General features: G+C 61.7%; 14 protein-coding genes and 1 pseudogene. 8 read left to right on the top strand and 7 right to left on the bottom strand.

From position 1 onward, the window contains the following. Positions 1-117: 117 nt before the first annotated feature. A complete protein-coding gene (locus AC1VVM_RS21515) occupies positions 118-1,062 on the bottom strand; it encodes a TIGR03557 family F420-dependent LLM class oxidoreductase (RefSeq protein WP_482956411.1) in 945 nt (314 codons plus the stop codon). Between the two features lie 475 nt (positions 1,063-1,537). On the opposite strand from AC1VVM_RS21515, the gene AC1VVM_RS21510 reads away from it, so the two are divergent. From AC1VVM_RS21510 to AC1VVM_RS21500, 3 genes and pseudogenes are all read left to right on the top strand, one after another. Beyond that, a complete protein-coding gene (locus AC1VVM_RS21510; RefSeq protein WP_482905783.1) occupies positions 1,538-2,389 on the top strand; it encodes an SDR family oxidoreductase in 852 nt (283 codons plus the stop codon). Between the two features lie 47 nt (positions 2,390-2,436). Next, positions 2,437-2,706 (top strand): annotated as a pseudogene (locus tag AC1VVM_RS21505) (zinc-ribbon domain-containing protein); the annotation flags it as partial. Beyond that, positions 2,704-3,522, top strand: a complete 819-nt coding sequence (locus AC1VVM_RS21500; RefSeq protein ID WP_482957362.1) for a zinc-binding metallopeptidase family protein — start codon at positions 2,704-2,706, stop codon at positions 3,520-3,522. The pseudogene AC1VVM_RS21505 and the gene AC1VVM_RS21500, both read left to right, overlap by 3 nt. 149 nt (positions 3,523-3,671) lie before the next feature. Here the strand turns inward: AC1VVM_RS21500 and AC1VVM_RS21495 are convergent, their stop codons facing one another. From AC1VVM_RS21495 to AC1VVM_RS21485, 3 genes are read right to left on the bottom strand one after another with little or no spacing between them, the layout of a single operon-like run. Then, positions 3,672-6,005 carry a xanthine dehydrogenase family protein molybdopterin-binding subunit gene (locus AC1VVM_RS21495; protein WP_482956410.1) on the bottom strand — a complete coding sequence of 778 codons (2,334 nt, stop codon included), beginning with the start codon at positions 6,003-6,005 and terminating at the stop codon, positions 3,672-3,674. Then, positions 6,002-6,988: an FAD binding domain-containing protein gene (locus AC1VVM_RS21490; protein ID WP_482905781.1), complete on the bottom strand. Its 987-nt coding sequence runs from the start codon at positions 6,986-6,988 to the stop codon at positions 6,002-6,004. Before AC1VVM_RS21490 ends, AC1VVM_RS21495 begins: the two co-directional genes overlap by 4 nt. Further along, positions 6,985-7,491, bottom strand: a complete 507-nt coding sequence (locus AC1VVM_RS21485) for a 2Fe-2S iron-sulfur cluster-binding protein (RefSeq protein WP_482956409.1) — start codon at positions 7,489-7,491, stop codon at positions 6,985-6,987. Before AC1VVM_RS21485 ends, AC1VVM_RS21490 begins: the two co-directional genes overlap by 4 nt. Before the next feature lie 324 nt (positions 7,492-7,815). On the opposite strand from AC1VVM_RS21485, the gene AC1VVM_RS21480 reads away from it, so the two are divergent. Continuing rightward, positions 7,816-8,133 carry a low affinity iron permease family protein gene (locus AC1VVM_RS21480; RefSeq protein WP_207904976.1) on the top strand — a complete coding sequence of 106 codons (318 nt, stop codon included), beginning with the start codon at positions 7,816-7,818 and terminating at the stop codon, positions 8,131-8,133. 239 nt (positions 8,134-8,372) lie between these two features. On the opposite strand, the gene AC1VVM_RS21475 is transcribed toward AC1VVM_RS21480, so the two are convergent. Next, positions 8,373-9,728, bottom strand: coding sequence for a patatin-like phospholipase family protein (locus AC1VVM_RS21475; RefSeq protein WP_482956408.1), 1,356 nt, complete (start codon positions 9,726-9,728; stop codon positions 8,373-8,375). A gap of 557 nt (positions 9,729-10,285) precedes the next feature. Here AC1VVM_RS21475 and AC1VVM_RS21470 point away from each other — a divergent pair. The 4 genes from AC1VVM_RS21470 to AC1VVM_RS21455 all read left to right on the top strand — a co-directional run bounded on the left by AC1VVM_RS21470 (position 10,286) and on the right by AC1VVM_RS21455 (position 14,893). After that, positions 10,286-11,545: a DUF763 domain-containing protein gene (locus AC1VVM_RS21470; RefSeq protein WP_482905778.1), complete on the top strand. Its 1,260-nt coding sequence runs from the start codon at positions 10,286-10,288 to the stop codon at positions 11,543-11,545. Between the two features lie 56 nt (positions 11,546-11,601). Then, positions 11,602-12,831 (top strand): mechanosensitive ion channel family protein, encoded by a 1,230-nt coding sequence (locus tag AC1VVM_RS21465; RefSeq protein ID WP_482905777.1) that lies wholly within the window; start codon positions 11,602-11,604, stop codon positions 12,829-12,831. A gap of 329 nt (positions 12,832-13,160) precedes the next feature. Further along, entirely contained in the window at positions 13,161-13,592 is a 432-nt protein-coding gene (locus tag AC1VVM_RS21460) for a DUF2231 domain-containing protein (RefSeq protein WP_482957361.1), read from the top strand. Beyond that, positions 13,589-14,893 carry a PQQ-dependent sugar dehydrogenase gene (locus AC1VVM_RS21455; protein ID WP_482956407.1) on the top strand — a complete coding sequence of 435 codons (1,305 nt, stop codon included), beginning with the start codon at positions 13,589-13,591 and terminating at the stop codon, positions 14,891-14,893. The genes AC1VVM_RS21460 and AC1VVM_RS21455 overlap by 4 nt, the downstream gene beginning before the upstream one ends. A gap of 766 nt (positions 14,894-15,659) precedes the next feature. On the opposite strand, the gene AC1VVM_RS21450 is transcribed toward AC1VVM_RS21455, so the two are convergent. Further along, the gene (locus AC1VVM_RS21450) at positions 15,660-17,420 is read right to left on the bottom strand and encodes an SLC13 family permease (protein WP_482956406.1); all 1,761 of its coding nucleotides are present in this window, start codon (positions 17,418-17,420) and stop codon (positions 15,660-15,662) included. A 388-nt stretch (positions 17,421-17,808) separates the two neighbouring features. Beyond that, positions 17,809-18,987 carry a GAF domain-containing sensor histidine kinase gene (locus tag AC1VVM_RS21445; RefSeq protein WP_482905774.1) on the bottom strand — a complete coding sequence of 393 codons (1,179 nt, stop codon included), beginning with the start codon at positions 18,985-18,987 and terminating at the stop codon, positions 17,809-17,811. Positions 18,988-19,115: the final 128 nt, after the last annotated feature.

The following is a 19,115-nucleotide window of genomic DNA, read 5'->3' as shown; positions in this document are numbered from 1 at the left end:
GCATTCTTCAAACGGAAGTCGGGATCCGTACCCAGCAGCAGTGTATCTGTCTCATAGCCTCACAAGCGGATGAATCTGCGGTCGCCGATCTAACGAAGCGGAGTCCAGAGTGGCTGACTATCCTTCCAGTTTCGGGCGCAGTCTTTCCTCGAAAAAGCGGATGAACCCGGATTGATCCGGGCCAATGCCCGTCAACACGATGTGATCGAAACCGGCATCGAGCGCTTTCTCGATCGCCTCCAGATGTTTGCCCGCATCGGGGCCGGCCGGGATCCTATCGGCGAGGTCGTCCGGCCGGACGAACTTCGTCGCGGTCTCGAAACCCTCGACGGTCGGTATCTCGCTGTTGACGGACCAGTCGAATGCCGAAAAGCGAAAGCGCTCATGCGCGATCTTTCGTCCCTCGTCCTCGCTGGACGCGTAGGCGAGGGCGACTTCGACGTATTTCGGACCATGCGGAAAGCTGCTCGCAATTGCCCGATCGGGATCCGTCGTCATGATCCCATCGGCCTTGGCCCGGGCAAGTTCGATCGATGCCGGGCCGCTGACGCCCAGAACGATGGGAAGGAGTTGGTTCGGCAGGTCGAAAACCTGCGCGTGATCCACGGTGAAGTAGGCGCCCTGAAAATTGTGCGCGCCCTCCGACCACAGGAGGCGGAAGATGTCGATGGCTTCCTCCAGCATGGCGTGCCTCTCCGGGATCGACGGCCAGAGTTCTCCCGTGACATGCTCGTTGAGCCGTTCGCCTGCGCCAATGGCGAGCGAAAAGCGATTGTCGCTCATGACCGCGATGGTTGCGGCCGCCTGAGCTATGATCGCGGGGTGATAGCGGATGATAGGGCAGGTCAATCCGGTTGTGATCCCGACCTTGGACGTCGCGTGCGCGATCGCCCCAAGCACGCTCCAGGCGAATGGCGCGTGCCCCTGGTCGAACAGCCACGGGTGGTAGTGGTCGGAAATCGAGACGAAATCGAACCCCGCCTGTTCGGCGGCGAGAGCGTTGGCAACGAGTGCCTTGGGCCCGTGCTCCTCGCTCATCAGCTTATATCCGAAACGCGCCATCGATCGTCTCCAGTAACGTCTGGTTCCAACGCCCCAAGGGACGATAGGTTCGCCAGACCGGTGCTCGATCCTGAACGGCAGGAAGGTCGGCGGCGTCCTGGGGCAAGTTGGCGAACCTTTGACCTGTCAGAGGTCTAATTTACGACTGGTCTCACAGGAGCTAACGCCATTGCTTCAGTTCTCAGCCTTCGTGGGCGTGACAATAACGGCACCATCATCGACCTTGAAGATGGTTCAGAAGTATCCGTTCTGGCGACGCGGCAGGGGAGGTCGTCGCCCGTCTCGACCTCGATCCTCTCGAATTCGTGAGCGGCAAATATGCGGGAGACGATCTCCCGAGGAATCCGACGAGGGCGAATACGGCGACGAGTGAGATCGGTCAGATCGCCGCCAGCTGCTCCGATAGCGGGGCGGAATGACGGAGAGTCCTCAACCAAAGCTGCCCCGCTTCGTTTTCTCGAGGAAGGAGCCGATCATGACCGAGACCGCACCGATGATCCATGAAGATGCCCTGCCGGGGCACGAAAGCAAGCTGGAGCCGCAACCTCAATGGCAGCCGCGTTATCCGGGGTCCTCCCGCCTTGCCGGCAAAGTGGCAATCGTGACCGGAGCGGACAGCGGCATCGGGCGGGCGGTGGCGGCTCTCTTTGCGCGCGAAGGTGCGGATGTCGCAATCGTGTACCTGTTGGAGGACGACGATGCCGAGGAAACCCGGCGCATCGTGGAAGGCGAAGGTCGCCGCGCCATCACGATCCGGGCGGATGTGGGCTCTACCGAAATGTGCGATCATGTTGCCCGGGAGACGATGAAGGCGTTCGGCCGGATCGACGTGCTCGTCAATAATGCCGGCGAACAGCACCCCGACAAGGACGTTACAGACATTTCCGAAGAACAGCTTCGCCGCACATTCCAGACCAATATCTTTGGCATGTTCTTCATGGTGCAGGCGGTTCGGCCACACCTCAAGGCGGGCGCTGCCATTGTCAATTGCACTAGCGTCACGATGTACAAGGGAAGCAAGGAATTGCTCGACTACAGCGCGACCAAGGGGGCGATCACGGCGTTCACGCGTTCGCTTTCGGAAAATCTGGTAGGCGAGGGCATCCGCGTGAATGCCGTTGCGCCTGGTCCGATCTGGACACCGCTCAATCCTTGCGGCGGGGCCAGCGAGAAAAAGCTGGAGCATTTTGGCGAAAGCACACCGATGGGACGGCCCGGACAGCCCAACGAGGTGGCGCCTTCATTCCTGTTCCTGGCTTGCGAGGATGCCAGCTACATGAGCGGGCAGGTGCTCCATCCCAACGGCGGGACTGTGGTCAACGGCTGATTTGCCCGGCCGACCGGCCTGCGAGTACACAAGACTGGGATGATCAGATGCGTGCATTTCCTTGCCCGAATTGCCACCGACTGCTCCATTTCGAAGCGCGGCTCTGTCCTGGGTGCTCTGTCACGCTGGGGTATGATCCCGCCGCGGACACTTTCCGGTTTCTTGCAGACAATGCGACCCAGTGGCGTGATGACGGCGGCGCCTCGGCCGAGGTTGTCGTTTGCGCCAACAACGACGATTTTCAGATCTGCAACTGGCTTGTCGAGAAGGACGAACCGACCGCCCTATGCCGTGCGTGCCGGCATAACCGCACAATTCCCGATCTCGCCGGACCCTCCGTACCCGCGCGATGGGCTAGGATAGAGGAAGCCAAGCGCAGATTGTTCCATACGCTTCTGAAATTGCACCTGCCGCTGGAGACCAAAGTAGCCGGGCAGGCAGGCGGGCGGGGACTGGCCTTCGATTTTCTTTACGATCGCGCAGCCGAAGCTGCGGGAACGCCGCAAATCCTTACCGGCCACGATGGCGGCGTTATCACGCTCAATCTCGTCGAGGCCGACGATGCCGAGCGCGAGCGCATCCGGCACGCGGTGGGCGAACCCTATCGCACGCTTCTGGGCCATTTCCGGCACGAGGTGGGGCATCATTTCTGGTCGCGCTTGATCGGCAATGATCCGGACGAGCTGCAGGCATTCAGGCAGGTATTCGGCGACGAGACAGCCGACTATCAGGCAAGCCTCCAGGCGCACTATGGCAGCGGTAACGGCAAAGTGTGGACCGACGATTTCGTCAGCTATTATGCTACTTCGCACCCTTGGGAGGACTTCGCCGAAACGTTTGCCCATTATCTGCATATCGTCGACGTGCTGGCCACTGCGGGCGGTTTTGGCCTTTCCTTGTCCTCGATCGAGGAATGGGCGGGTTCTTCTCCCTCGTCCCCTGTGCTAGATCCTTACACGGCCGACGCGGCACAGCTCGCCGAAAGAATGGCGCCGCTGTCGTTCAGCATGAATGCCATGAACCGTGCGATGGGACAGCCTGATCTCTATCCGTTCCACCTTTCGCCGTCGATCGTGCGCAAACTGGATTACGCCGCGCGGTTGGTAGCGAAAGCGGCTGTATCGGAAAGGTGAGAATCCATCGACGCCGTGCCGCAGGAGAACAACGCCTCAACCCGCCGGAGGGCAACACATTCCCGGAATGCATTCCGACGGGTTCTTCGCCTCCGAGCCTGAGGCTTTGAAGGCGCGAACGGGTTTCCGGGATTGGCGCAGGCGAAACGTCAAAGCAATTTATCGAGCGTGATCGGCAGATCGCGCACCCGTTTGCCCGTGGCGTTGAAGACCGCATTGGCAATGGCAGCGGCGGTGCCTGTTATCCCGATCTCGCCTATGCCACGGGCGCCCATCGGGGTGTGAGGATCGGCTATGTCATTCCAGATCACGTCGATTTCCGGCACGTCCATGTGCACGGGTACGTGATATTCCGAGAGGCTGGGGTTCATCACCCGTCCGCTGCGCTCGTCGAACTGGGTCTCCTCCATCAGCGCAAGGCCCATGCCCATGATGATGCCGCCGCGAAATTGGCTGGCGGCGGTCTTCGGATTGAGGATGCGCCCGCAGTCGAACGATCCGAGGAAGCGGCTGATGCGCGGCTCGCCCGTCACCGCATTCACGCGCACTTCGCAGAACATCGCGGCATGACTGTGCATCGACCAGTGCATGGTTTCGAGCGGATCGGGCGGGCTCGCCTCGACGGTAAGGCTTTTCTGCCCGGCGCGCCGGAGGATCGAGGCATAGCTCTCCTGGCGATCGGGCGCGTCGTGCTTGCAGAGGCCCCCGTCGCGCCCGGCCACTTCGTCCGGCCCGAGGCCTGCGAGAGGGGAATCGTTCCCGGCGATCCGCAGCAGTTCTTTCACCAGCGCGCGGTGCGCTGCGATAACCGAGGCACCGATGGACGCGGTCTGCTGGGATCCTCCCGCCAGTACCACGCCGGGAAGAGTGGAATCGCCATAGTTGAATGCAACCGCATCGAGGGGAAGGCCCAGCCGTTCGGCCGCGACTTGCGTTTGGGCGGTCGCGGTGCCCATGCCCATTTCGTGCGCAGCGATATCCACCGTGGCGCGGCCCTCGTCGGTCAGCGTGATCCGCGCGGCGCCGCCGGGCATGCGGTAATACGGATAAGTGCCGGTGGCGCAGCCCATGCCGATGAGCCATTCCCCGTCGCGGTGAGCTGCGGGGCGCGGACTGCGCAAGTGCCAGCCGAAGCGCTCGGCGCCGGCGCGCCAGCTCTCGGACAAGTGGCGCGAGGAGAAGGGCAGGCCGGAGAGGGGATCCTTCTCCGGCTCGTTGCGCAGGCGCAGTTCAATGGGATCCATGCCGAGCGCTTCGGCAAGTTCATCCATGGCGCTCTCCAGCGCAAAGGTGCCGACGGATTCTCCCGGCGCGCGCATGAAGGTGTTGGCCAGCATGTCCAGTTCCACGGTCTGCACATCGAGCAACATGGTCTCGGCGGCGTAGGCGCTTCGCGTGGGCATGATAAAGGGTTCGGGGAGGACGTTGTGCCTGGTCTTGGCGGTGGTGCCCGTATGGATCAGCGCCGCGAGTTGGCCTTCGCGGTTTGCGCCGAGAGCGACGCGCTGCTCTGTCAGCGATCGCCCGCCGATCAGCCGGTAGACACCCTCTCGCGAGAGCACGAGGCGGATCGGGCGCCCCGCCAACTTTGCCGCGGCAGCGGCGATGATCTGATGCTGCCACAGACACTTGCCCCCGAAGCCGCCGCCAACGAAGGGTGACGTGACGACGACCTGGTTCTCCTCTATCCCGAACATGCGCGCAATCGACCAGGCGGTGTGGGCGACGAGTTGGGAAGCGTCGTGAATGCGCAGTGTGTCGCCGTCCCAGGCGACGGTTGCGGCGTGAAGCTCGATGGCATTGTGATTGTGGCGGGGCGTTCGATAGGTGCGATCGATCCGCACTTCTGCTGCGGCGAGGGCGGCCTCGGCATCGCCGCTGGCATTGTGGAGCGGCTGCCCCATGAACAGGCCGGGCGCAGTGCCCTGCGCCATGGCCTGCGCGAAGCTGGTGGTGGGGGGCTCTTGCGCATACGTCGCGCGGACAAGCGAAGCGGCATGATCGGCCTGCTCCTGCGTCTCGGCCAGAACGACGGCGATGGGCTGGCCGTTCCAGTGCACCCGGTCATCCTGCATCACCGGCAGATCGTCCCCGCCGGCCGCCTTGGCAGCCGACATGAACACCGGCGGCGGGGTCAGGCGCGGGGCATTGAGATGCGTCATCACTGCGACCACGCCGGGCGCCGCTTCTGCCTCGGCAGTATCCAAAGCAGTGACGCGACCGCGCGCGATCGTGGCGTAGGAAAGCGCGCCGTAGACCATGCCTTCGAATGAGAATTCGGCCGCGAACCGTGCATTGCCCGTTACCTTGAGCGGGCCGTCGATACGTGAGACGGGCTGGCCGACGTGGCCATGGCGATGCTGGATCAGCGGGTCGGGCTTGCCGCCGGGAACCCAGCTGTCGGGCGCCAGCGCAACGGCCTTGGCCATCATTCCCTGCATTGCGCCCTGGGCCGCTTGCTTGGCGTCTTTTGCGATGCTCATGCCTGCTCTCCCGCCAGTTCGCTCAACACGGCTGCGATCGTGCGACGCGCCAGTTCGATCTTGAAACGGTTGCCCGGCAGCGGCTGGGCTGCGGACAGTTCCGCATCTGCTGCGGCGAGAAAGACGGCCGGTTCCGGCGGTTTGCCGCGTATCAGTGCTTCAGCCTCGTGGGCGCGCCACGGTTTGTGCGCTACCCCGCCCAGTGCGAGACGGACATCGGTGACGATGCCGTCCTGCACGTCCAGCGCCGCAGCGACCGAGATCAGTGCAAAGGCATAGCTCGAGCGGTCGCGCACCTTACGGTAAGTGGAGTGCCGGGCAATGGAGAGCGGGGGCAGGACCAGGGCGGTGATGAGTTCGCCGGGCTCCAGGCATGTGTCTATTTGCGGAAGATCGCCTGGCAGGCGGTGGAGCTCGTCGAAGGGGAGACTGCGAGCGCCGTGCACGCTTTCCACATTCACGGCCGCGTCGAGCGCCGCAAGCGCCACGCACATATCGGACGGATGGACAGCCACGCAGCAGGGGGATGCGCCGAGAATTGCGTGGTAGCGGTTGAAGCCGTCGATGGCATCGCAGCCCTCGCCGGGCTGGCGCTTGTTACAGCGGGACCCGCCGTTGTCGTAGAAATAGGCACAGCGCGTGCGCTGGAGCAGGTTGCCGCCGACCGTTGCCATATTGCGGATCTGCGCGCTGGCGCCCCCGACGATGGCGCGCGAGAGCATGGGATAGCGGGTGCGGATCAGTGGATGCTCGGCAACCGCGGTATTGCGCGCAGCGGCACCGATCACGAGCCCGCCATTGGCGCTTTCACCGATATCGGCGGGCATGCCGGTGACGTCGACGAGAGCAGTGGGGCGCTCGACTGTTTCGCGCATGAGGTCGACCAGATTGGTCCCGCCGCCGAGGAAGCGGGACCCGGCAGTCTGCGCTCGCTGCACGGCCTCGCTGACATCGGCGGCGCGGGCATAGCGAAACGGGCTCATGGCACCAGTTCCGCGAACGTCTCGACAATGGCCTCGACGATGCCGTTGTGCGCGCCGCAGCGGCAGAGATTGCCGCTCATCCGCTCACGCAGTTCATCGTGGGTGAGCGCGATGACGGGGGCGGCAAGGTCCCGCGTGACATGACTGGGTACGCCGCGCCGCAGTTCCTCGGCCATGCCGATGGCAGAGCAGATCTGCCCTGGTGTGCAATAGCCGCATTGGAAGCCGTCATGTTCGATGAAGGCCGCTTGCAGGGGATGGAGCCCCTCATCCGTAGCAAGGCCCTCAACCGTAGTTATCGCCCGCCCTTCGTACTGCACCGCCAGGGCGAGGCAGGACAGAATGCGTTCGCCGTCGGCGAGGACTGTGCACGCCCCGCATGCGCCCTGGTTGCAGCCCTTCTTGGTGCCCGGCAGGTGAAGATGCTCGCGCAGCAAGTCGAGCAGTGACACGCGTGGGTCGTCGGGCAGGGAAACTATCGTACCGTTGACGGCGATGGTCATCGCAGTGCCTCCGTAATATCGGCAACCGGTTATTGTCTGCGCCTGGCGCAGTGCCATCCACCCAACGTCACGGATGACGCTTGGTGCCTGAGCAGTGGAGCTTCTTCGACATTGGGCCGCTCGAGGCCAATTCCGAACGCGGCATTCGTCTGAGCTAATCTTCCAATGATTCTCGTTATTTGACAGTCGCCTTTTCACGCCGGCGCCATCTGCATCGCAGCAAAAAATAGGCTTGCTGGATTTCGCCGATCAAAATCACACGAAAGCGGCATCTATTGTCTAATGAATGTCTTTTCTTTGGGATCTACAAGCAGGGAGGTCCGCGTGAATTATGTCCGATCGACGCTCACGCGCTGCGGCGTTCTCATGGCGCGCCCCGCGGCGTTTCTCATTCTAGCCGTCTACTGCGCTGCATGGGCCATTTTTGAGCCGAAGACATTGGACTGGCATGGCTATGCGACGCTCGCCACATGGCTGATGACACTGTTTATCCAACGCGCCGAGCACCGCGACACACAGGCCATCCATGCCAAACTCGATGAGTTGTTGAGGCATGATCCCAATGCACGGACATCACTGGAACACGAGGATGAAGCTGAGCCGGAAGTCATTGAACGCCACAGACAGGAAGATCAAACCTGATCCCTGACCGGCAGGGCCATGCCCTTTGCTCGCCATGCAGTTTTGCAAGGAATTTCAACGAGAAGCGGGCTCAAATTCATGCCGGAACGAAATACTTCGGCCTTACCCGTTTTCCCGGTTTCTCGTGCGTCGCAAACTCGCCGCAACGTTTACACAAAAGGCCCACCGGATCGCCTCGGAAAGCCCGGGCGGCGACCGCCCCGCGCCGCCTGATAGACATGTCGCCGCTCAGTCTGACATCATGGGGCCAATCCCGCGTCCGGCTGCGCCGGCCGCTTCAGGCAGCCGCTGGCCTGGCCCGCACGAGCCTCGCCGATGGCATAAAGTGCGCGCATATTGTCGCGATCGAACAGCGGGGCCTTGGTATCGATTTCGGTAGGCACCAGTGCACAGAGATGAAACGGTATGCCGCGTTCCCGTGCAAAGGCCTTTAGCTCGTCGGCATTGTTTCGATCGAGCTGGCCGAGAACCGTCCTCAAGGCATGCGACATGATGGTCAAGGTTCTGGGCTTCACCATCTCGAAATCGGGCTCGAGGACGCCGTTGTATATGAGGAAGATCGCGGCATTGGATCGCGGGGCGGCCGGGTTGGCCGCGATCAAGCCTGTCGGCAGCGTGAAGAAACCGCCGATGGCGCCGCCGTCGACGTGCATCTCGCTGATCCGGCGACCGCCGATGGTCGTGTCGATCAGTACCGGCGGGAAAGCGCCGGGAATGCTTGCCGAAGCGAGCAGGACACGCCGAAACAGCGCGGCGCGTTCGGGTTCATTACTCGCAGCGATAGCGCCCATGTCCCAGATCGTGCCCTGCTGAGCGTCGAGCTGCGTGGTCATCACTAGCAGACGCCGCCCCCGCCGATGCTCGGCAGCTATCCGGTCGAGCAGGGCGGGGGTGACATAGCGCGCGATCAACGCGGCGAGCGGCCGGCTGTCGAGCAGGCTCGGACCGCCGAGAAGGCCGCCCAGAACTCGCTTGCGGTAAATGTCCTTGCTGCTGATATTGGTGTAGATCGCCGTGAGCGTGGAATCTTCCGCAGATCCCAGAAACGCGAAAGGCGCGATCAACGCCCCGGTGCTGACCCCGGTGACGATATCGAATTCGGGGCGGGATCCCGTCCGGGACCAACCGGTCAGGAGGCCGGCACCGAACGCCCCCTTATCCGAGCCGCCCGAAAGCGCCAGCAGCGTTGCAGGCGCCGCGAGCCCGCTCGCCGCGCGATCCTGACGCAAGGTCTCGCCCCACCGGCTATAAGCGGCGTCATCGCCTTTGGCCCAAAAGCGGACGGGCTGTGCCTGCACGGCCGAGGTCTGCGCCAGATCGCCCAGACTGTAAGGCGTTCTGGGCGGCATGGTCGCACAAGCAGCCAATATCGAGCTCATCAGTATTGCCGCGAGCAGACGTGAAAAGCTCATACGTCGATTGGCCAGCGTGAGACCGGCAGCCATGCGCTTTGGCTGAGATCCTGCACTGCGATGAGAAAGTGAAAGCCGATCAGGAGAAGGAGCCACGAAGCCAGTCTCTCCGAGCACGCGTCGAAGACAGTTTACCGTCCATAGGAATGCGACCCCACGAGAGATTTCCAGATCTGCCTCCATTCAATCAGCGCGATATTCCAGAACGCTCTCCTCGCGCATCGGTGGCGGATCGATAATCAGGCACGTGCTTTTTTGCGGCTGCGATTACTGAAGCTGTGCCGGCACATCCCTCTGGAACGCGAAAACGATGGCGGCGTTAGCTTTCAAAGGAGGGGTGAGGAAGTTGGCAGGACCGTGGAACGAGCATCATTCCCAAAGCGCCTCGCGCGGCGTCAGGCCAAAATCCCGGCGGTGCTGCCGGGCGCTTTGTCGGCAACGGCCCGCCCATGAAGCGTCTAGGCTCGGCCGGGCTCGGCGATTCTGGAGACTGGGCGCTGAACTCAATTGCGAAGTCGAACAACAGACGAGCGCTGACACCTCGGAACCACCCAAGCAGGTGGGTTGAAAGTGACTGGAGTCCGGTCTGACCAAAACCTGGTCCACCGGAGCGGTGCATCTGTTCACATTATGTTCGCACCGTGCTAAACCGGTTCCATGGAAGCTGCCACTGATCACCCAGCCACTGGGAAGGAGAACCCGGGCCCGCGGGATCCCTCGGCGCGCGCCGGGATTCGCCGATGAGCAGGAGAGCTGGCAGTGCAGATCTCCCCCTCCATGGCGGACGGGTGCCGGCGTGGCTCAGTGAGCGCATGGCCAAGCTCGGTGCGGTGATTACGCAGGCCATTGTCGTCGAATATGGCCGCGATGAGTTCCTGCGGCGGTTGTCCCATCCCTTCTGGTTTCAATCGCTGGGTGCGGTCATGGGAATGGACTGGCACTCGTCGGGCGTCACCACGAGCGTGCTCGGCGCGCTGAAGCGAGGATTGGCTCCCCTATCGGGAGATCTTGGGCTGCATGTCTGCGGCGGACGGGGCAGGCACAGCCGCAAAACGCCGGCCGAGCTTCTGCAGGTGGGAGAGCGCACCGGCCTTGACGGCGCTGCCCTGTCCCGCACCAGCCGCCTTGTTGCCAAAGTCGACAGCGCGGCAGTTCAGGACGGCTTCGATCTCTATCTGCACGGCTTTATCGTTGCGAACGACGGGCGCTGGGTCGTGATCCAGCAGGGCATGAACGATAGCCGGCGGCACGCCCGGCGCTATCACTGGCTCAGCGAGGGTATCGAGGACTTTGTCGATGCGCCGCACACTGCGATCGAAGGGCGGAGCCAGGGGGAAATCGTCAACCTGACCGACCGGCGCGCGGCAGGCTCGCGCAGCGGTCAGCTTGATTTGCTGGGAACCGCAGGCCCCGATGGTATCTTGAGGGAACTGCGCCGTATCACGCCGCAAGCCCCACCTGAGCAAGGCATGCTGCCCCATCTGGTCATGCCGGATCACCACGAGGTCCGTCCGGAAAACATCATCGAGAAGCGCCTGCACGGTGCCCTGGCTGCGGCCGCGGAAATGGGACCCAAGGATTTCTCGCAGCTCCTCCTCGTCCCGGGCGTGGGCGCGCGTACCGTTCGCGCGCTGGCCATGGTTGCAGAAGTCGTGCACGGCGCGCCGTGCCGGTTTAGCGATCCGGCTCGCTTCTCGATGGCACTCGGAGGCAAGGACCGGCATCCATTTCCCGTGCCGACCAAAGTCTACGATCATACGATCGCAGTCATGAAGTCCGCTGTGCGCAAGGCCAAACTGGGCCAGAGCGAGGAACTGGCAGCGATCAGGCGGCTCGACGAACAGGCTCGCGCGCTCGAAGCGGTGGCGAGAGGCCCCTCGTTCGATACCTTCATCGCAGAGGAAATGGCCCGTTCGCACGAATATGGCGGACGGAGCGTCTTTGGTTGGGAACCGGCTTCCGGCCAAAGCACGCAAGCCAGATTACGCGCCAAGCGCTAGCGCGGGCCACGAATGCCTGGCTGGATCATTGCAAAGTCTAACGAGCTTCACCGTCCTTGCTCGAGTTTGTCGCAAATCAGGGCGGTAGGGAACAATCCGGCGTGTTTCCGTTTGGTTGGAGGATGAACGAAAACTCATCGACCGTTTCGCACACGGCTCTCGCAGCGCCCGGTGCAATTCATCAGAGCCTCGATCAGCAAGCAAGAACACTCTTCGCCGAGGCATCTGGGTGGGTTCAGGCCCATTCATTCCATATTGCTCTGGCAATCGGACTTGGCGTGGCCGCCTATGCGCTGCTCAGTCTCGTGCGGCGATGGGGCGTGAAACTCTGCCGGCGAGAGGCGGGAAGCGCGAGTTGGTACGGAATTGTCGCCAGCGCTCTTGCCCAGACCAGCCAGGCCTTCATGATCCTTCTCTCGGCCCGGCTTGTCGTGGCCTATTCCGATGCGCCGCCCCTCCTGGCCGCCACGATACGGACGCTTTTTACAATCGTCGTCGTTTTTCAAAGCGCCCTGTGGCTACGAGAGATCGTATTTGGCGCGATCGAGCATCGCACCCGTGACCAATCCCACGGCGGCAAGGCTCTGGTCAGTGCGCTCGGCATCATCCGATTGCTGGTCACGATCGCACTTTTCGCTGTCGCGGTTGTTCTCGTGCTCGGAAATCTGGGCGTCAACGTAACCGGCTTGATAGCGGGCCTGGGCGTTGGCGGCATCGCCATCGGTCTTGCCGCGCAGGGCATTTTCGCAGACCTGTTTGCGGCGCTTGCGATTCTCTTCGATCGCCCGTTCCGAATTGGCGACAGTATCGCCTATGACGACGGCGCCGGGACCGTTGAGGAAATCGGGCTCAAGTCCACCCGCGTGCGGGGAGCTGCCGGTGAAGAGCGGATTATCGCCAACAAGAAGCTGCTGGATTTTGAGATCCTCAACACAACCCGCCGTCTTCACAACCGCTTCAAGTTCGATTTCTGCCTTGGCTATGCGACTCCGCCGGAACTCATCCTGCAACTTCCGGCAATACTGAAGGAGGTCGTGGAAAGCGAAGGTCACACTCTCATCCACGGCGGTCTCAATGGATTTGCCGCCAAGGGGCTCAGCTACGATGTGGAGTTCGAATCGAAGGGAACCGACTTTGAGGCAGATGCCCGCGACCGCCTCGCGGCCGCGATCCTGGCGTGCTTTCGCCACCATGAAATCAGTTTGGCCTATCCACCCGAGGTCAATCTGCGAGCGGCGGACAAGAGTGCCCCGCCTGCCAGCCTGAGGGCGCAAGCCCGACACTAGGCTCACCTCGGGCCGCCCTCTGGCCGCATCTGCTCGAGTATTTCAAACGGGAAGACAGCGAAGGTGGATGATTTGGAAGCGCTCGAGCCCGAATTGATCGGGCTTGGACGACCTGAAAGTTTTCCAGGGCAAAATGGATGGTCCGACAAGGGCGGACATCCATTAACAATCTTGCGTCATGCGGTGACGTAAGCCTCTGGGACATCCCATTCTTTGCTGTAATACGACAAGGCAAGAAACAAAAAGGCGCGCCGGGCATTGGGAATAGCAAGACTTCATCTCCGAACGGGAGAGCCAATTTGCCCAATCCCCAGTCATTTGGCCGGAACATGCGCCAGACGCGCACGGCGCTTAATCCGCTCCAGGCGGTTTTGCTGGCATTTCCGGTCGCCCTCTTTCCTACCGCGTTGCTCACCGACATTGCCTATCTCGAAACGGCAGAAATCCAGTGGAGCAACTTTTCCGCGTGGCTGATAACCGCAGTCCTGATGATCGGGGCCTTTGCATTGCTCTGGGCCCTCATCACCGCGTTGAGGAAGGGACCGCCTCAGTCTCGAAGGCACTATCGTTTGCACGCATTACTGCTCGCTCTCGCGTGGCTAGCGGGCCTCATCAACGCCTTCCAGCACAGCCATGACGGATGGGCGTCTGTAGGAACGCTCGGGCTCGTGCTTTCCGTGATCAGCGCCGTTCTTGCGCTGGCGGCAGGATGGCTCGCCTATTCGGGTGCTAGGATCGAGAGGATGGAGACGGCTCCATGAATCTTCGCGGTTTTGCCTTCTGCACGACAGGACTCTTGCTCGTTCTCGCATCCTGCGGGAGGAGCGAATCCAATCTCGACCAGACAGGTTCCCAGCCCGATCTGCCGAAGCAGCACCAAACACTCCTGCCGCCGATGAACATCGCGACACCGGCAGGATGGGGACGTGAAGCGCCCCAGGCGCCTGCCGGCTTTACGGTGACGGCCTTTGCGACGGATCTGAAGGTTCCGCGTCAGATCCTGGTGCTCCCGAATGGCGATGTTCTGGTGGCCGAGGGGATGGGAGGCGCCGATGCGCCCAAGTCGCGTCCCAAGGATTTTATCGCAGGCTATATAAAATCGCTCGGAAAGACGTCGGTGAAGGGCGGTAACCGCGTAACTCTGCTGCGCGATACGAACCACGACGGCCGACCTGACTTGCGCACGGAGTTCGCGACGGGGCTCAATGCTCCCTATGGTCTCGCCTATGTCGACGGAAATATCTATGTCGCGAACCAGGACGCGGTAATCCGGTTTCCTTATCAAGACGGCATGACCCAGGCGGCGGCACCGGGCCAGGAACTGGTGAAGTTGCCCTCTCGCATCAACCATCACTGGACGAAAGCGATGACCGTCTCGGCCGATGGATCGAAACTGTACGTGGGAATAGGATCCAACAGCAATATCGGCGAACGCGGCCTGAACGTTGAACAGGACCGCGCGGAAATATGGGAGATCGATCGCCAGACCGGAGCCCATCGGACTTATGCGCAAGGCGTGCGCAATCCGACGGCGCTTGCGATCAACCCCGCCAGTGCGCAGCTCTGGGCCGTGGCCAACGAACGCGATGAACTGGGACCGCAACTCGTGCCCGACTACCTCACTTCGGTGCGCGACGGGGCTTTCTATGGTTGGCCCTACAGCTATTGGGGACAGAACGTCGATCCGCGCGTCTATCCCCAACGACCCGATCTCGTCAGCAAGGCGATACGCCCCGATTATGCGCTCGGCTCGCACGTCGCGACATTGGGCCTGACATTCGTGGCGCAGGGCGGATTGGGTGGCCCATATGGTGAGGGCGCGTTCGTCGGCGAGCATGGCAGTTGGAACCGTCAGGACCTGGCCGGCTACAAGGTTGTCTGGATTCCCTTTGCGGGCGGACGGCCGTCGGGCAAACCACAGGATTTCCTGACCGGATTCATAAAGGACGGCCACGCCCGGGGCCGGCCTGTCGGCGTAGCCTATGATCCGGTCCGCCATGCGCTGCTGGTCGCTGATGATCTTTCCAACACCGTCTGGCGAGTGGCTCCGGCGAACCGTTAGCAGAGAATTCGAAGCACGGCGGGAAGGGTCGGTTGGTTGCTGGCCCTCGAAGTCCGGCGCGAGAGTGGCTGATCGTGTGCCTTCGAACGGCACCCCTCCAAAAAACCAGGTCGACCACCCTTGGTCGAACCGGTGTCGGAATCGGCCACAAGAAAACCTCGAAGCGTTTGCTGGCGGTCCTGAACGGAGGAGGTCTGGTTCCGCAGGGCGTCCTGACAGCGTGCAGGTGGGAGGCGTGAGCCCGTAAGCCCATCCCGGCGAATGCCGGGCAATGACTGCCGACTGGAACGGCTTCCCGCTGCTGGCGGTTATTTGCCTGGACAGCATCACTGCCAAAGGAGGCCGAAATGACGAATGATGGGTCGCGACCGAAGAACCGGGAAGTGGAGGATGAGATGATCCGTCCGCCGGCAAAAGAGGGCGAGCCCCCAAAATCCGCAACGGATGCGAAAGGGAAGGGATCGGCATCAAAGGGCAAATCGCAGGGGGGCTCCCCCCCGGGGCAAATCAGGGAGGTCGATCAGGATAACGCCGATGTGCCCGACAGCTAGTCCGCGATCCTCATTGGAGCGCCTGCCGCATTTCGGTCAAGGGAATGAACAGCGATCCCAAAACCGGGATGCGCTCTAAAGAGCCCTGAAGGACGGGTACTCCGCAGGGAAAGCCGGTTTATCCTAATCGTGGTTCGCCTCTTTCTTCTCCGGATGCGCCATGATGACATGATGAGGCGAGTTCGGCGCGATGGTCGCAGGTAGGGCGAACGTCCTCATACGGGCCAAAACGACATAATGAGCGGCGGTCCTGCGAGAAGAACGAGAAGAGACAGCGGCGCACCCAAACGCGCATAATCTGTAAATCGATAGCCTCCGGGCCCCATGACAAGGGTATTGCACTGATGACCGATCGGCGTCAGGAAATCGCACCCTGCGCCAATTGCCGTAGCCATCAGAAACGCGTCCGGTCGATATCCCAGATCATGGGCAAACACGGCCGCGATTGGTGCCATCACGAGAACCGTCGCGGCATTGTTGAGGAAGGGCGTCACTGCCATCGAAATCAGGAGCACCATCGCCACGGCTCCCCACGACGGCAGATGCGAAGCCAATCGGGCCAATTCGACCGCGAGTACGTTTGAAGCTCCGGTGGTCTGAAGCGTTTCGCTGACGGGGATGAGCGCACCCAGCATGATGAGGATTGGCCATTCGATCGCCTTGTAAGCATCCTCGGCTGGCAAAGCTCCGGTGATGAGGACAACACCGGCTCCGGCGAAAAACGCGAATGCGACCGGCACGAGCCCGGAGGCGGTCGCGATCATGGCGCTGGCGAGGATGACGATGGCGAGCCACCCCTTGCGCTCGCGTCCCAGGCGGATCGGTCGCTGCGCCAAGGCCAGCACTCCAAGTTGGGAAAGCTGGCTCGGCATTGCGTCGAGATCGCCCTGCAGCACGACGATATCGCCGGCCTGTATTTTCACTCCGCTTGGCTTGTTTTTGAGGCGCGAGCCTTCACGAGAGATCGCGATGAGCCTTAGGCCCATACGCTCCTTCAGCATCAGCCGGCCGGCATTGGACCCAACCAGGACGGATCCGGCGGTGACAACGGCTTCGATAACGCCAGTCTGATTGTCCGAGTGATCCGAAGCATCGGGTTCGTGGAGTATGAGGCCCGCGCCCGCGATCGCGCGTTCCAGAGCATCGGGATCGCCCATCAGGATCAGGATGTCATTTTCCTCGATCACCGTATCGGGCAACACCTCGGCGCGAAGCCCATGCCGCAAGACCGCCGTCACTTCGACAGAACCTTCCTGGCTGTCGACGAAAGACCCGACCGTATCTCCGATGATCGATGCCTGCGCCGTCACTGTCGCCTCGGTCGTGTAAGCCGAGATATTGAGCGCCTCTCCCATGGTGACAGGCGCCTGACGTTCCGGCAGCAGCCGTTTGCCGAACTGCAGGAAGACGAGACCGATAACGAGCAATCCAAGCCCCGTTGGCAGGTAGTCGAACATGCGGAAGGGCTGGCCCGTCATCTCTTCCCGCACGCGGCTGACGATAATGTTCGGCGAGGTTCCCACCATGGTCGTCAGGCCGCCCAGGAGCGAAGCGAAAGCCATGGGCATGAAAAACCGGGATGGATTGGTTTCACTCCGCTTTGCCAATTGCGAGGCGGCGGGCATCAGTATTGCAAGAGCGCCGATATTCTTGATCAGCCCTGAGGCCGCACCGACAAGCGCAGTCAAGGCGAAGAGCTGTGAGCCGGGTCGGCGCAAGCGGTCCGCCAGCCCGTCCACCGCCAGTTCCACCAATCCGGAGCGCTGGACCGCCGCCGACAATACGAGCGCGGAGGCGACGATAATGACGATGTCGTCGGAAAAACCGGCAAATGCCTTGTCAGGTGCCACGAGCCCGAGCGCAACGCTGGCGAGAAGGGCAATCACTGCAGTGACGTCAAACCGGAAGCGGCCCCAGATGAACAACGCCATCATACCGCAGAGAAGGCCAACCGAAAGCCATTGCTGAAGATTCATCACACCCCGCGCAGATTATTCTCGTCCAGCGAAAATGGCCCGCATCGATATTTGTTCGCTTCAAGCCCATCATTCTTTTTTGGCAGCGGGACGTGAGGTTGCCGTTCAAAACGCAGGTATGCATCAAAAATGCGAAGGGCCGCCAAAGGCGGCCCTTCCATTGTCAATCACGCAGATGGCTCAGCCGAGCCGGACCTCCGCAGCGGAGGCCATGCTCAAATGTGCCTTTTGCGGCATGCGACAATGAGACATCAGACCACCTCCTTTCCGTTGTTGAACGATGTTCTCGAGGTAATGCGCGATCCGCGCCGTTCAAGCCCCATGGAATGGCCCGCCCCCGGATGTATGGCGCGGGCGGCGGTTGCCAATCCATTGTCTCGCCGTAACGTTAGACGGCCGAGGGCATTGACAGCTCAAAAGTAGTCCCGCCAGCGCCTGATAGGACCTGCATCGTTCCTCCGTGGGCTTTGGCAATCTCGCTGGTGATGAAGAGGCCGAGCCCAAGTCCGGGCCTTGCTTCGCTGCCCTGCGAGCGTGTGAAAGGCTCGAAGAGCCTTGGCAGGAGTGCCGGCGCGATCGGAGCTCCGGCATTGGTGACGGAAAGGCTGAACCGGCCGTGGGCGCTCTTTGCCCGAACCTCGATCGGTTCCAGAGGAGCCCCGTGGGTAAGAGCATTGCCGACGAGGTTCGAAAGCAGCTGCATGATCCGGTCCACGTCGCAGGTAACGGGTTCGCCCAACTCCAGCTCGACGTTGATCCTCGCGTCGGGATGGACCACCTGAAGTTCCGAAACGATCTCCCGGATCGGGGTTTCGAGGGTGTATACCGTCTGCAGATTGAGCGCGAGACCGCTTCCCAGCCTGCCGCGCGCAAAATCCAGCAGATCCTCGATAAGGACCTCGATCCGGCGCGTACTTTGTCCCATTCTGTCGATGATCAATGAGGCCTTCGGTGGAAGGTCCTGTTTGGCAAGCAGTTTCGTACCGGAGATGATCGCGGCAAGTGGGTTGCGCAGGTCATGTCCAAGAATGGCAATAGAGCGCTCGCGGATTGTGGCCGATCGGTCCGCATCGGCAAGTTCCTCTTGCTGGCGGCGCAGGTCATCCTGCAAGTCCAGCTGCAATCCGATCAATGTGGCGAAATTTTCGAAGGTAGCCACGATGCCGGGAACGGACAATTTGGCTGGAAGCGGATCCAATGCACACAGGGTCCCGAAAAAACTGCCATCGCGTTTGAAGATCGGGAGCGAGATATAGCTCTCAAAGCCATATTGGCGCGGGGTGTGGTGCTCGTGAAACACGGCATCTGTCGACACCTGATCGATGATGACACCGGTGCGGGATTCCCGAATTTCGTCGCAGATCGTAGTCTTGAGGTCGAGCGCACCGCCCACTTCCAGTCCGAACGCGATTTCGTCTCTGACGGCGCAGGCCGTCCAGCTCGTCTCGGTTACCTTCGCCACCGCAGCGAAGCGCAAGCCGGTAATCCGGCAGGCGATCTCAAGGATTGAGGGAACCGCGTCGATGCGACCGACTGCATCGATATCCCTTGAGATTGCATCCGTCATCCGTTTCGACCTAGTCCCTGAAAATCGTCAGTAAAAATGACAGATGATCCTCGATTCGACGGCGTGGTCCGGTGAGTTTTATCGAACCGATGTTTGATCTCGCTTCCAAGGTTCATCAGAGCGACGTC

Source organism: Novosphingobium sp. BL-S-33 (assembly GCF_056857025.1).
Note: the sequence above shows the minus strand (reverse complement) of the source record. Positions and strands in the feature narration are given on the sequence as shown.

Bases quoted from the DNA above. Each gene is read 5' to 3' on its own strand.
- AC1VVM_RS21445 (WP_482905774.1), bottom strand. From the start codon at position 18,987: ATGACGGATGCAATCTCAAGGGATATCGATGCAGTCGGTCGCATCGAC.
- AC1VVM_RS21495 (WP_482956410.1), bottom strand. From the start codon at position 6,005: ATGAGCATCGCAAAAGACGCCAAGCAAGCGGCCCAGGGCGCAATGCAG.
- AC1VVM_RS21510 (WP_482905783.1), top strand. From the start codon at position 1,538: ATGACCGAGACCGCACCGATGATCCATGAAGATGCCCTGCCGGGGCAC.
- AC1VVM_RS21470 (WP_482905778.1), top strand. From the start codon at position 10,286: ATGAGCAGGAGAGCTGGCAGTGCAGATCTCCCCCTCCATGGCGGACGG.
- AC1VVM_RS21475 (WP_482956408.1), bottom strand. From the start codon at position 9,728: ATGGAGGCAGATCTGGAAATCTCTCGTGGGGTCGCATTCCTATGGACG.
- AC1VVM_RS21450 (WP_482956406.1), bottom strand. From the start codon at position 17,420: ATGAATCTTCAGCAATGGCTTTCGGTTGGCCTTCTCTGCGGTATGATG.
- AC1VVM_RS21490 (WP_482905781.1), bottom strand. From the start codon at position 6,988: ATGAGCCCGTTTCGCTATGCCCGCGCCGCCGATGTCAGCGAGGCCGTG.
- AC1VVM_RS21485 (WP_482956409.1), bottom strand. From the start codon at position 7,491: ATGACCATCGCCGTCAACGGTACGATAGTTTCCCTGCCCGACGACCCA.
- AC1VVM_RS21515 (WP_482956411.1), bottom strand. From the start codon at position 1,062: ATGGCGCGTTTCGGATATAAGCTGATGAGCGAGGAGCACGGGCCCAAG.
- AC1VVM_RS21460 (WP_482957361.1), top strand. From the start codon at position 13,161: ATGCGCCAGACGCGCACGGCGCTTAATCCGCTCCAGGCGGTTTTGCTG.
- AC1VVM_RS21455 (WP_482956407.1), top strand. From the start codon at position 13,589: ATGAATCTTCGCGGTTTTGCCTTCTGCACGACAGGACTCTTGCTCGTT.